General features: G+C 69.5%; 3 protein-coding genes. All 3 read right to left on the bottom strand.

Going from position 1 to position 12,994, the window contains the following annotated elements; all coding sequences use genetic code 11:
* Positions 1 to 35: 35 nt before the first annotated feature.
* Positions 36 to 4,940 carry a LamG domain-containing protein gene (locus Actob_RS04220; protein ID WP_284918728.1) on the bottom strand — a complete coding sequence of 1,635 codons (4,905 nt, stop codon included), beginning with the start codon at positions 4,938 to 4,940 and terminating at the stop codon, positions 36 to 38.
* A gap of 209 nt (positions 4,941 to 5,149) precedes the next feature.
* The gene (locus tag Actob_RS04215; protein ID WP_284918727.1) at positions 5,150 to 6,208 is read right to left on the bottom strand and encodes a hypothetical protein; all 1,059 of its coding nucleotides are present in this window, start codon (positions 6,206 to 6,208) and stop codon (positions 5,150 to 5,152) included.
* A 139-nt stretch (positions 6,209 to 6,347) separates the two neighbouring features.
* Positions 6,348 to 12,713 carry an RHS repeat domain-containing protein gene (locus tag Actob_RS04210; RefSeq protein ID WP_284918726.1) on the bottom strand — a complete coding sequence of 2,122 codons (6,366 nt, stop codon included), beginning with the start codon at positions 12,711 to 12,713 and terminating at the stop codon, positions 6,348 to 6,350.
* Positions 12,714 to 12,994 lie beyond the last annotated feature (281 nt).

The following is a 12,994-nucleotide window of genomic DNA, read 5'->3' as shown; positions in this document are numbered from 1 at the left end:
ACTGGGTGATCGGCACCGGCGGGTCCGGCTTACCGTCAGACGGTCGGATCCGCCAGCGCGACGATGCTCGCCTTGGAGAGGGCGCCCTGGTAGATATGGACGTCGTCGATGTCGCCGGCGAACCAGTCGCTGTCGACGTCGTTCCACTTGGTCTTACCCACCGTGAGCGGGCCTGTCGCGTTCCACGGCGCGGCCGGGGCCGCCTGAGTGGCCACCGCCTCCCCGTTGACGTACAGCGTCGCGGTAGCGGTCGCCGCGTCGTAGACACCGGCCAGATGCGTCCAGGTGTTCAGCGGCGCGGTGCCCGGCGCCAGCACCGAGACCTGACCGGGATTGACCGCGTCCGAGTTCGGCATGGCGAACTCCCAACACTTGCAGTTGCCGCCCCACTGCAGCTGGAACCCGGTCGAGTGGGCCCCGTCCTGGCTGATCGCCGTGGAGAAGTGGGCGTTGCTGGTCACCCGCACCCAGGCCGCCACGGTGAACGACTGATCGGTGCGCACCAACGGCTTGCCCGCCGTCACCACCGCGTCGGTGCCGTTGAAGTTGTACGCGCCCGGGTCGCTCGCCCGGTAGCCCGGCGTCGTGTGGGTGACGCCGCCCAGCACCGTGCCGGCAGCCTGCCGCGGGGAGCCGTCCACCGTGACAGTGCCGGTCGTCTCGTCCAACGCCCAGTACGCGACCTCGGTCGGCGCCGCCAGCTCACCGATCTCGCCCGCGGTGACCGGGCGGTCCCACATGGCCACGTCGGCCAGGTCGCCCTGGAACCAGGTGGTGCCACTGCGGCCGATCCAGGTCGCCCCGTTCGGGTCGTAGAACGAGTTGACGTTCGAGACGGTGGACTGCGCCACGCCGTTGATGTACAGCGTCAGCGTCTTCAAGTGGTCGTTGAACACCGCCGCCACATGGGTCCACTTGCCGAGCACCGGCGCTTTCGTCGACTTCGCCGTCGACCACGTCACGCTTCCGGAGGTCGCGGACGGCATCTGCGCGATCCACCGGTCACTGGACGCCTGGTACTGCAGATACAGCGAGCTGTACCCGCTGGCGTCCTGGGTGACGATGGTGCGGTCGGCACCCTTGGCGGTCAGCCGCGCCCACGCCGACACCGTGAAGCTGTCGCTGGTGTTCAGGTGGTACGGCGAGGTCGCGTAGCTGCTCGACCCGTTGAACGTGGCGGCCTGCGTACCGGGCAGCCGGCCGGCTCCCCAGCTCACGTTCGTCAGCGTCGCCGGGTTCGCCGCCGACGGGCTGGTGTCCGCGGCGGTGGTGCCCGACCCGTCGCCGAGGCTCCACGCCGCGGCCGGCGGCGTGTGCTCGCCCTCTTCGGCGGCGAGCGCCTGCACGCCGCCGCTGGTCAGCGCACCCTGGAAGATCTCCAGGTCGTCGATGCCGCCGTACCACTGGTCGCACATCGCGCCGGTGGTCGGGTCCCCGGACCACCAGGCGCCGCCGACCGTCATCGACCCGGCAGCGTTCCACAGCACGCCGGGCGCGGTGCCCTCCAGGTTGCCGTTCACGTAGAGCCGCAGCTGGTTGGAGCTGGCCGCGTTGTAGACGAAGACGAGGTTGAACCAGTCGTTGGTGTCGTCCTCGGTGAGCACCCGCGGAGCGATCAGGTGGTTGTAGACCTCGTTCTCGGTCTGGTCGGCGCTGACCGTCATGACCTCGAACCGCATGCCGGTCACGCCGTCCACCGTCGACTTGCGCGTCTGCAGGTAGAACGGCGCCTGGTAGGTGCCCCGCTGGGAGATCGCCGTCATGGTGTTCTCCAGCTTGGCCGGCTGCACCCACACCGAGACGCTGAACGACTGGTCGGTGCGCAGCACCGGGGTGTCCTTCCAGTTCTCCGTGGTGCCGGCCGGGGCCGTGTTGCGCTGGACCACGCCATACTCACGGGTGGCCTGGTGGTAGTGCGGGTCGGACGGGTCGTCGATCCAGTGCTGGTCGTCCAGGCTCAGGCCGGTGCTCTGGTTACCGGGACCGACGTACGAGCCGGGGGTGAGGTTGATCCGCTGGTTCCAGCCGCTGCCCGCGTCCGGCGCGTCGCAGAGCCCGGTCTCGTTGGCCGCCTCGTAACAGGGGTTGGCGCTCTCGAAGTCCCACTTGCCGACCCGGGTCGGCGCCACGATCCCCGGCTCGTCGAAGCCACCGGAGTCCGGCTCCGAGGCCATCTTGCCGCTGAAGTCGTTCGCGACCAGGGCCCGGTTGAAGACCTGCACGTCGGCCACGCTGCCGTAGAGCGCGTCGACGTACTGGGTGGTGGAGTACTTGCGGTTACCGATGCGCAGCGGGCCGGTCGACTGCCACGCCGTCGCCGGTGCGGCGGCCTCGGCTCGCATCACGCCGTCCACCCAGACGCTCACCTTCTTGGTCGCCGCGTCGTAGACGCCTGCCACATGCGTCCACCGGTTCAGCACCGCGGTGTTGGTGGAGCACGCCAAGTTGAAGGCGGTGGTCGCCGAGGTGTCCGTCGGCCGCAGGCCGAAGCACCACGACTTGTCCGCGGCGCCGTCCCCGTTCGTGTCGTCCGGCCGGAACTGCAGCTGGAAGTTCGCCGTGCCGGTGCCGTCCTCGGAGATGAAGGTCTGGTAGTTGGTCACGTTCTCCAGCCGGACCCAGGCGCCCACCGAGAAACTCGACGTGGTGTCCAGGAACTTCGGCGTGGTGACCACCCCGGAGCCGTTGAAGGCGAGGTTCTGCGCGCCGATCACCCGGCCCTTGTCGGCCCAGGTGGTACCGCTCAGGGTGAGCTGGTTGTCGCCGGCCAGGCTGGGCTGCTGGTCGATGACGGCGCTGGTCGCGTCGACCGGGCCGCCGATCTCCAGCGGCCAGCGGGCCACCGACGGGGACGGGCGCAGCGCGGTGAAGTCGGCGGAGCCGTACCCCTTGGATCCGGCGGTGTTGACGGCCTGGACGTACAGGATGTTGGTGCCGTACTTCGGGATGCTCAGCGTGACCGTCGCCGAGGTGACGCCGTTAGCGGTGGTCGGCACCACCGACGAGGTGGCCGCCTCGGTCCAGCCGTAGTTGAAGCCCTTCACATTCGTCGAGGTGGAGGACAGGGTGAACTTGACCGGCTTGCCGGGCAGCAGGTCGGCGTCCGGCGTGACCCGGGTGATCGAGACGTTCGGCACCGAGGTGTCGACCCAGAAGAAGCAGTACTCCGAGACCGGGCTCTTGACGTTGTAGGGCGCCTGATCTGTCGAGTAGACCCGGAAGGCGTACCGGAGTCCGTTGGTCAGCGCCGACGTCTTGGCGCTCTGGGTCTGTTTGCCACCACCCGTCGAGGTCTGCGCCGGAGCGGTGATCGCGGTGAACGCCTGGCCCACCGGCGCCTTGTAGAGCTCCCAGGTGGCCTTCAGCGTCTGCGTCGTGCCGTCCGCGTCCGGCAGGACCGCCGCGAAGTACGGCGTGGTGGTGCCGATGGTCAGCGTCGAGTTGCACGCGGTGCCGCTGACCTGGAGGCTGGTCGGCTGACCCGGCTTCGCGTCCACGTCGGCGATCAGCTTCGCCTTGGACGGGAAGAACTTCTTCCAGCGGGTCTGGTCGCTCTCCGAGGTCTTGTCCGAGTCACGGGCGCTGAACCCGACGGTGACCGACGCCGAGCCCTTGCCCGCCGCGGTGTTGAGCCAGTTGCTCACCGCCGTGGTCCCGCTGTCGTTGCCGAAGTTGACAGTCATGTCCGGCTGCGGCGAGTCGCTGCAGCCGCTGCCCTCGTTCGCGTTCGAGCTGGCCGCCCAGAGGTACGTGCCGAGCGCGGTGCTCCACGGCGTACGCGGCGTGGTGATCGACCCGCCCGTCCACATCGTGGTCGGCGTCTTGGTGCACGACCAGGTGTGGTCGACAACCATTTGAACGTACGCGGTGCGCACGAACTTGCCCTTGATGGCGGTGGTGGGGAACTCGAAGAACGACCGGTAGATCTTGCCGCTGTCCGGGTCCGACCCGACCCGGGCGACCGAGGTGTCGGTGTTGTTGCTGTTGTTGTTGGTGGCGTACGCCCACCGGGTCTTGCCGGTGCTCCACAGCGGGTCGAGGTAGACCGGGAACTTCGTGGTCAGCCCGATCAGCTTGGTGTCCGGGTGCAGGATCAGGTGACGCCGGTCCTTGATCTCGGTCGCCATGTCCGCGGTGCGGGCCGCGTCACCCGGCCCGGCGTGGCTCGAGCGCGTGTTGCTGCGGGTGTCCGCCGCCGGTGCCGCCGACCGTGCGGACGGAGCCGCTGCCGCCGACGGAGACGCGACCGGGGCCGGGGCGGTCGTCGTGGAGTCCCACATCTGCGGCTCGGGCGCGGTGGCCAGCACCTCGGAGCCGGCCGCGGCGCGCAGCGTGCCGTCCGGCAGCCGGGTGACGGTGGCGTCGCCGCCCAGGTCGAACCGCAGGTCGCGGATCGCCGGGTCGGCCGCGGCGGTGGCGTTCTTGACCACCACGACGTGGCTGAAGCCGGTGGCGGTGGCGTGCACCACCAGGTCCACCCCCGGACGTACCTCGGCGTAGGTGGCCGCGTCACCGGAGACGCTCGGTGCCGGCAGGGCACCCAGCGGCCAGGTGAGGGTGAACTTCTTGCCGTTCTGGACCAGCGTGACCAGCGGCCCGGGGCCCCCGGTGGAGAACCGCACGTCGGAGGTCGAGGTGGCCGGCGCGAGCGATCCGTCCGAGCCCTTGGCCAGGTTCAGGTCGATGTCGGACCAGCTGCCGTCGGCGTTCTTGACCCGCTGCGGGACCGCCGTGGCCTCGTAGACGAGGCGCCCGGTCGGCTCCGCGAAGATCTGGCTGGACTCGGTCCGGGCGGACATGACCTCGACCCGCTTGCCGTACTTCTTCGCCGCCTGAACCGCCGAGGCCTCGGAGGGCGCGGACGCCGGAGCGGCAGCCGGTCCCTTCGGAGCGGCCTGGGCGGCGGCCGGCGCGGACAGCACCAGAGCCGAGGTGCTCACGGCCGCGGCGCAGGCCACGACGCGTATCCGCTTTCTGGATATGGGATGTATAGCCAATGTGGACTCCCCGAGTAGCTGTGGCATGCCGTGACCCGATCGGACCCGCAGCGGAGTCGATCAAGAAACGAACGACAGCACTCTATTTGGAAGGTCGCCTTCCGGCTGCCCCGGCTTCCCCCTGACTTGGGGATTGTCGGCAGTCCACGTGGCTAGGCGGTCCCCGCCGCGAGCCGATCGGCCGCCTGCGGGGCGATCTCCTCGGCCAGGCCGACGGCGGCCTGCCGGGTCTTCCCCACGGTGAGCAGACGGGTGAGCATGTCGCCCCGGGCCAGCAGCACGGTGCAGACGTGGGCCGAGCCGTCGCGCAGCGCACAGAACATCAGCTGCCGGTCCACCCGTGGCAGCCGCGGAAGGGGCATCCGGCGGATGTCGCGGTACGCGTAGAGGTAGTCGTATCCGGTGCAGGTGAGAGCGGCGTCCACCTGGGCCACGGCATCGGCCGCCGGGATCGCGCCGAACGCCCCGGCGAACTGCTCGGCGCTCCGCGTCTTGTCGTGCCAGGTCCGCTGCTGACCGTACGCGCTGCTGACAGCACCCATGGCGGTGCTGTTCCGGCAGACGTGCGAGGCGACGTCCTCGGTGTACGGCGAGTACAACGTCCACGGCCCGAGACCGGCGACGCCGGCCGGATCCAGCAGCGAGCGCTTCACCCGGTCCGCGGCGTCCTTGGCGATCGCCGAGGCCGGCTGCTGGCCGGGGACCGGTCCGGTGCCCGGTGACGAGCCCAGGGGGCAGCCCGCACTGCGGCGGATCTCGTCGGCTGTCACGGGTTCGTCGTCGCCGCGCACCGCGTATCGCGCCGTCTGCGGATCCGTGCCGGCCGGCTGGGCCGGCACCGCGCCGGTGTCGAACTTCTCGATCAGGGACTTCGTCTCGCCGTTCAGGCCGACGAAGAAGGCGCGCACCGACAGACGCGCCGGCGGCGTGGGCAGCGCCGGATTGCTGCCGGCCCGCACGACGACCTCCGCGAACGGGTCGTCCACGCCCAGGGTCAGGAACTCCCCCGGTCCGGTGACCGATCGCGGTCCCGCCGCGCGCCACCACGTCTGTTCGTCGCCGGCCTGCAGGTCGGCCACCTTCTCGCCGGGGCATTGCGGGACGAATACGTGGTACGTCTCGCCGATCTTCGCGATGCCGAGCCGGTAGTGCCGCACCGGCTCGGTCGGCGCCGCGATACAACCGGCGAGCAGAGCGAGGACGGCGAGCACCGTCACCACACCAGGTACTCGCCGCGGGGTCGATCCGATGTGTGCCACTGCTCGCCTTCCATGCCTTGCCGTCATCCGTACTCGGTGCCGCGCGGGCGGCGCCGGCATCTCGGCCGGCGCCGCCCGCGCGGGTATTCCACTACATCGATCCGGTGCAGTTGTAGCCGCCACCGCCGTTGGTACCCGTGTACGTCTGGTTGCCCTCGACGCTGTGCTTCTCCGCCTCGACCTCGTACCGGTTGCAGGAGTTCGGGCCCTTGTCCCGGGTGAACTCCTCCTTCAGGTACATGTAGCCGAACCTGAGGCCGTACTTCTCCCACTGGTGATCACGGTGCCATTTCTCGTGCACCCAGAGCTGCGGGTCGTCCCAGTCGGTCTCGGTGGTGCCCACGAACGTGCCGCCGTAGGTGGTGCCGCCGTTCATGCCGAAGATGCCGCCCGGAGCGTCGTCGTACGAGGGCACGCCGAGGTGATCCTGCGCCCACTTGTTGTTCTGGACCAGCTTGCGGACTCCGGAGAACAAGGAGTTCTCCTTGCAGACGGTCATCCCGTGCTTCCGATCGCAGGATCCGCCCATCGCGATGACCACACCGGCGATACCCAGCCCGAACATCTTCGACTCCAGGCTGTTGATCTTGGTGTTCGCCCACGTGAGGGCGTCCTGCGCCGGCTTGAAGACGTTCTGGTCCACCCAGTTCTGCGCACCGTCCCAGGCGTCCTGGAGCCGCTGCTGGACGCCGTTCACCTCGCCGGAGACGTAATCGCCCACCGGGCCGCAGATACCCATGAAGCAGTTGACGCTCTGTTTCATCATGTTGGCGAACTTGTTGACCACGAAGCCGGCTATCCCGCCGCCGGATCCGCCGCCACCCTTGCCACCCGAGCCGGAGCCGGAACCCGAGCCGGAACCCGAGCCGGACCCGGAGCCGGAGCCCGACCCACCGGTGGAACCGGCAGCAGCCCCGAGGGCCGCACCGACCCCGATGATGATCGCCCCGATGATGGCCCACGGGTTGTCCCACAGACCGGTCGGGTCGGCCGAGGTGGTCGGGTTGTTGTGGGCGTACGCGTACCCGTTCCACTGCTGCGGATCGTTGAGGTCCTGCACCGGGTCGACCGAGATGAACCGGCCGAGGGCCGGGTCGTACTCGCGGGCGCCGATGTGGACCAGGCCGGTGGGATCGTTGTCGCCGCCGACGAAGCCCTTGGCGTTCGGCCAGGCCGGGTTGGTGCCCCGCGCCTCGCCGTACGGCGTCTGCCGGCGGATGTCGACCTTCTGGGTGTACGCGTTGACGGCCACCTGCTGGGTGCCCTGGTGGTCGTCGAAGAGCCAGGTCAGGCTCTGCGCCACGTTGGTACGTGAGGCGACGGTCTTGCCGTTGAAGGTGTAGTACCGCGTGCCGCTGATCCCGGCGGCGCTCTTGCGTACCTCGTTGTTCGGCAGGAACAGGGTGGTGCCGCCGGCGTCGCGGCGCAGCAGCCGGGTGCCGTCGGCGTCGTACAGGCTGGTGGTGGTCTGCCCGTTCTCGGCAGTGGTCGCCAGCTTGCCCTCGGCGTCCCAGGTCAGCGCCTGAGCACCGCGGGCCTTCATGTTGCCGGTGTTGTCGTAGTCGTAGTTGATCGTGCTGGTGCCGGCCGGCCCGGTCGTCTTCATCGCGGTCACCGCGTGCGGGCGTACCGCGTCGGTGCCGGACGGCGGGATCGTGTAGTCCCGCACGGTGTCACCCACGCTGGAGTGCGACACCTCCCGGGTGCGGTTGCCGAGGCTGTCGAACGACCACTCCAGCCAGTACGGCGCCGCCCCGCCCAGGTCGGCAACCGACGGCGTGCTGCCGCAGGTCACGCCGGCCTTCGGCGTCCACGCCGAGGTCAGCCGGCGCAGCGCGTCGTACCCGAAGCACTGCGTGTCGGCCGGCCCGACCTGCGGCGCGTCGGCGATCGAGGTCAGGTTCCCGGCCGGGTCCCAGGTGTAGCCGCGCTCGGCGACGGTACCGGTGGCGGTCTCCGGCTTGACCTTGATCTGCTGCGTCCGCCGGGTGTCCAGCTCGTAGGCGATCGCCTGCTGGGTGTACACCCCACCGGCGATCTTCATGGTGGTCACCGTCGGCTCGCCGTACGCGCTGTACGCCTGACCGGCCACGTAGCTGCCCACCGCCGACCACGCCGAGGTCAGCGAGGTGGCCAGGCCGGACGTCTTGTCGTACGCGGTGGTCACCTGCTCGTCGACGATCCCACCGGCCGACGGGTAGCTGACGCTGGTCTCCGAGCCGTCGAACGGCGAGTAGGAGTGCCCGTAGATGTACGTGCCGGCCAGCCCGGTCTCCGCCGCCGGGATCACCCACTGCTCCCCGGAGACCTTGTAGTCGCCGGTGAAGCCGCGGGCCTGCCACTTGTACGCGTTGCCGTTGTCGTACCGGATCTTCTCGGTCAGCTGGCCCTTGACCGTGACGCCGGTGTACAGCTTGTCGTACTTCCACTCGGCCCGCTTGTTCGCGTCGGCCACCGCGTCGTCGTAGAGGGCGGTCTTGCGACCCAGGATGTCGTACGCGTACGCGAGCGTCTCGTCCCGGGCGTCGGTCGTCTTGATCAGGTCGTCGCTGTCGTTGTACCAGGACTTCGTGACGCCCTTGTCCGGGTCACGGACCTCGATCTTGCGGCCCCGGATGTCGTACGTGTACTTCCACTGGTTGTTCGACGAATCGGTGACCGTGCTCAACCGGTCCCGGCTGTCGTACACGTACTTCATGGTGTCGAATGCCCCGGCCGTGCCGGACGCCGCGGTGTATTGCCGCAGCTCGACGGTACGGCCCTTGGCGTCGGAAACGGTGGTCTGCGGCGTGCCCCCGGCCGGCGGGATCACCGTGGTCCGGTCACCCTCGTAGCTGGTCCTGGTGCGCCACTTCTCCACCATGTTGGTCACGCCGTCACCGGACCGGAAGATCGCGTCGGTGACCCGGTCCGCCCGGTCGTAGACGTTCACCGTCTGCGCCGGCACCGACCACTCCGGCTCCCACCACAGGGTGCCCGACGGATCGCCCGGCTCGGCGTGCGCGGCGTACTCCATCGCCACCCGGCCGTGCGCGTCGTACAGCTTGTCGGTGACCACCCGGCCACCGCCGACCGCGGCCTTCTGCGTCTGCCGCGACCGCAGCAGACCGTCGAAGATCTCGTAGCTGACGTCGATCCCGCCGCCCGCGTTCAGCGCCTCGGTCTTGACGTACGGATATCCGCTGCGGTTCTGGCTGTAGTAGTAGGTGAAGCGCAGGGCGGGCTGCGTCGGGTGGTCGGCCCGGCTCCACCGGACGTTCCACACGTTCGTGGTCCGGCCCAGCGCGTCGTAGTCGCCCTCGCTGACCCGGCCGTTCATGTCGGTGACCTTGGCGGTGCTGCCCCACGCCGGGTTGACCACGGTGGTGGTCGCCCAGCCCAGCGCGTTCTTGTCGACCCGGCTGGTGATCAGCGAGTTGGCCGGGCTGAACTCGGTGGAGGTGGTGTTGCCCCGGGTGTCCGAGGACCCGATGGTGCGGCCGAAGTCGTCGAAGCTCGCCTGCGTCGAGGTCAGCCACGTGGTACCGGACCCGGCCACCCAGTCCTTGAGTACGTCGGTGCGGGTGACGTCACCCCGTACCGGCGCGGTGCTCGCGCTGGTCGCCTTGTCGTAGAAGTACTGCGTGTCGGAGACCAGGTGGTCCGGGCTCGACGGCGCGGTGCCGCACACCAGGGTGGTGACGGTGACCCGGCCGGCCAGCTTAACCAGGTTCTTGGCGGTGTTGCGGTGGTAGACGGTGGTGGTGCACTTCTCGTCACCGGACTTGGCCAGGTCGCCGCTGTCCTGCAGGGTCTGCACCGTGCCGTAGGTGTCGTCGAAGGTGCTGACCTGGCTGGTGACCCGCCAGCCCCGCGCCCCGTCGACGCCGAGCGCCGTACCGGTGTAGGTGGTCTTGATCCCGGTGTACCGGGCCTCGGCGGTGTCGCCGTTGATGGTGCGCGAGGCCAGCGCCGGCGAACGCCACGGCACGTTCACCGTCTTGGACACCGGCTTGTCGGTGGTCCCGTTGTAGACCACCTCCTCCCGGATCATGCCGGCGAACTCGTCCTCGTCGTACACCGTCTCCGAGCCCAGCGACGCCGGCACGGTCACGCTGCGGGTACCACCCGACGGCGCCAGCTTGTCACCGTGCATGCCCCGCAGGTAGGTGGTCTTCTTCAGCGTCTTGTCGCTGTCACCGACCTGGGTCAGCACACTGGCGAACCCACGGAACTGGTTCCACGTCTTGTACTTCGGCTTGCTCAACCCGTCGTCATCGGCGTAATGCCAGGCCGGCGCACCCTCGTACGTGTAATAGGTGTTCTTCACCGGCGCCTGGTGCCCGTCCTGCAACTGCACATCGGTCTCGGTCACCTGCCGCACCACGTACTTGTGCCACCACTCGGTGATGCTGCCGCCGTCGGTGGAGTAGGGGTCCGGGCCGACCACGGGGTAGCACAGCTTGGTGTTGTTCTGCGGCGAGTCAGGCAGGTTCCCGCTGGAACACTCCGGCAGCGAGTACGTCACCTGGATGACGGCACCGGTCTCGGTGTGGATGGCGGCCATCCGCTGCCAGTTGTTGGTGGTGTTCGTCTTGGTCAGCACCCGGTTCGGCATCGCCACCGGGTCGAACGACACCGGCGGGGTGGCCACCGTGCCGCCCACCAGACCGGCGTGCACGATGGAGTCCAGCCACAGGCCCGGCCGTTGCCCGTCGCCCGGCGACGGGAACGTGTGCGTCAGGGTGTACGAGTCGACGTCCTGCCACGCCGGCGTCGCCTTCGTGGTGTCCCAGATCCGGGTGGTGATCTTCGCCAGCCGCTTGGTGGTCCAGAACGTCGGCGAGAAGCCCTCACACGACGTCGCGCCGGCCTTGCACTCCTGGTCCCACGGGGTGTCCGGCCAGTGCGCGCCGTCGTGGGTCGAGCAGTCCGACAGGCACCGGTCCGCGGTCGTGAAGTTCACCTGTGCCAGCGCGGCGACCGACCGGTCGGTGCTGCTCCGGTCCCAGGTGCCGTAGTCGATGCGGGCCAGGTTGCCGCCCCGCACGTACGACACGTTCTTGGACTTGGTGCCCTCCGCCGCGTACTGGTTGGTCTCCGTGTCGTACCAGTACGACGTGGTGTTGCCGTGCACGTCGATCGAGTAGTCCAGGTTCCACCGCCACGCCTGGGTCAGCCGCGACCCGGCGAACGTGTCGGCGTGCCCCGGCTCGCCCGCGTGGTTGCCGTAGACCGGCACCGTCCACGCCGAGTTGGTCGTGGAGGTCTCCCCCGGCAGCTTGTTGAGGCCGAAGAAGTACTGGGTGCCGTCGGTCGTGGTGATCTTCCAGTACTCGCCGTTGTCGTCGTCGTTGCTCGTGCCGGTCAGCTGCTCGACCTTCGAACCGTCCTCGGCACGGCCGTGCCAGCCCTTGCCCGACTCGTAGATCAGCTCCGTACTGGTGCTGCCCAGCGACATCGTCGCGTTGCTGGACCGCCAGCACAGGTCACCGCTGTAGGTGGGGTTGTTGTCGTCACCGGCCTTGTCGTCGTTGCACGACACGTAGGACCGCTCGATGAACCCGGGCGAGTAGCCGAAGCCCTCACCGATCCAGGACGGCTGGTTGTTCGAGGCCGACGAGCGCCCGTCCACGCTGCCCGAGGAGTAGCCGAGGGAGATCGACGGCGGGGTGCCGCCGATGCCGGGCGGCGTGCGTACCGGATAGCTCCAGGTGAAGTCGCCGGTCGAGCCGCCCGCCGACCAGGTGGAGGAGGAGGCCAGCGAGGTGGCGGTGAAGTCACCGGAGTCGCCGGAGGGCTCGGCCGCCAGCGCCACCAGGGTGCTCGCCGTGGCGGAGACCGGCACCTCCGCTGTCACCTTCTGCTGCGCCGGGTCGTTGCGTGACGCCAGCGGCGTGGCCGCACAACCGGCCTGGTCCGGCGTGGTCAGGGCGCACTCGGGGATACGCCAGGCGCGCAGCCGCGACGACCAGTCGGCGCCGTACGCGTACCGGAAGGAGGAGTAGTCCAGGCTCAGCGACGCGGTACCGGCGGCCGGTCCGGTCACCCGGGTGACCATCCCGGCACGCCACCGCTGCGGCAGCCGGGCGCGGTCGACGACCTTCGCGCTCACCGCACCGGTCGCCGCCGTCCCGGCGGCATCCGGTGCCAGGGTGCGTGCGCCCGCGCCCTGCGGTGCCTTCGCCCAGCGGACCGGAACGGGCGCGTCGGCCGCCGGCCACACCGGCGCGGGCAGCTTCGCGGACGGCGGGACGACCCGCTCGCGGGGCAGTCCCGCGGCCTCGCCACCGACCTTGTCCAGCTTCTCCACCTGCGGGGTCAGCGGCACCGGACGGGGCTTCGCGGCATTCGCCGGCTGGATCGCCATCGTCGGCAGGACCAGCAGGCCCAGCGCGACGACGGCGATCCGCGCCTGCCAACGCCGGCGGGCGGGTCTCCGTGCGGGTACGCCCGACGGAGGACGTGCACGACTCATAGTGGACTTCTCCCAGGGGTATGAACGGGGGGGGTTCCCGCGCAGGGGTCACCCACGGCTGCCCACACCGCTGTGGCGCCGGGGTCGGCGAGGAGGAGTTTCAGGCGGTCATCCGCCGGACGGCTGCTCTTCGGGCGTCACAAGATGGGTGAAGCTTGACAAGCCACTCTTTTGGAACGCCGGTGCGCGCTCGACATGGAACGATCCCCCGTGTGATCTTGATCGATTGCGATCACCGTAAGCGCTTCCGGACAAGCTGTAAACGGCGGGCGCACCGAACG

Source organism: Actinoplanes oblitus (assembly GCF_030252345.1).
Taxonomy (GTDB): domain Bacteria; phylum Actinomycetota; class Actinomycetes; order Mycobacteriales; family Micromonosporaceae; genus Actinoplanes; species Actinoplanes oblitus.
Note: the sequence above shows the minus strand (reverse complement) of the source record. Positions and strands in the feature narration are given on the sequence as shown.

What these genes read in the sequence shown, in the direction of transcription:
- Actob_RS04210 (WP_284918726.1), bottom strand. Translation starts at nt 12,713, where the DNA reads ATGAGTCGTGCACGTCCTCCGTCGGGCGTACCCGCACGGAGACCCGCC.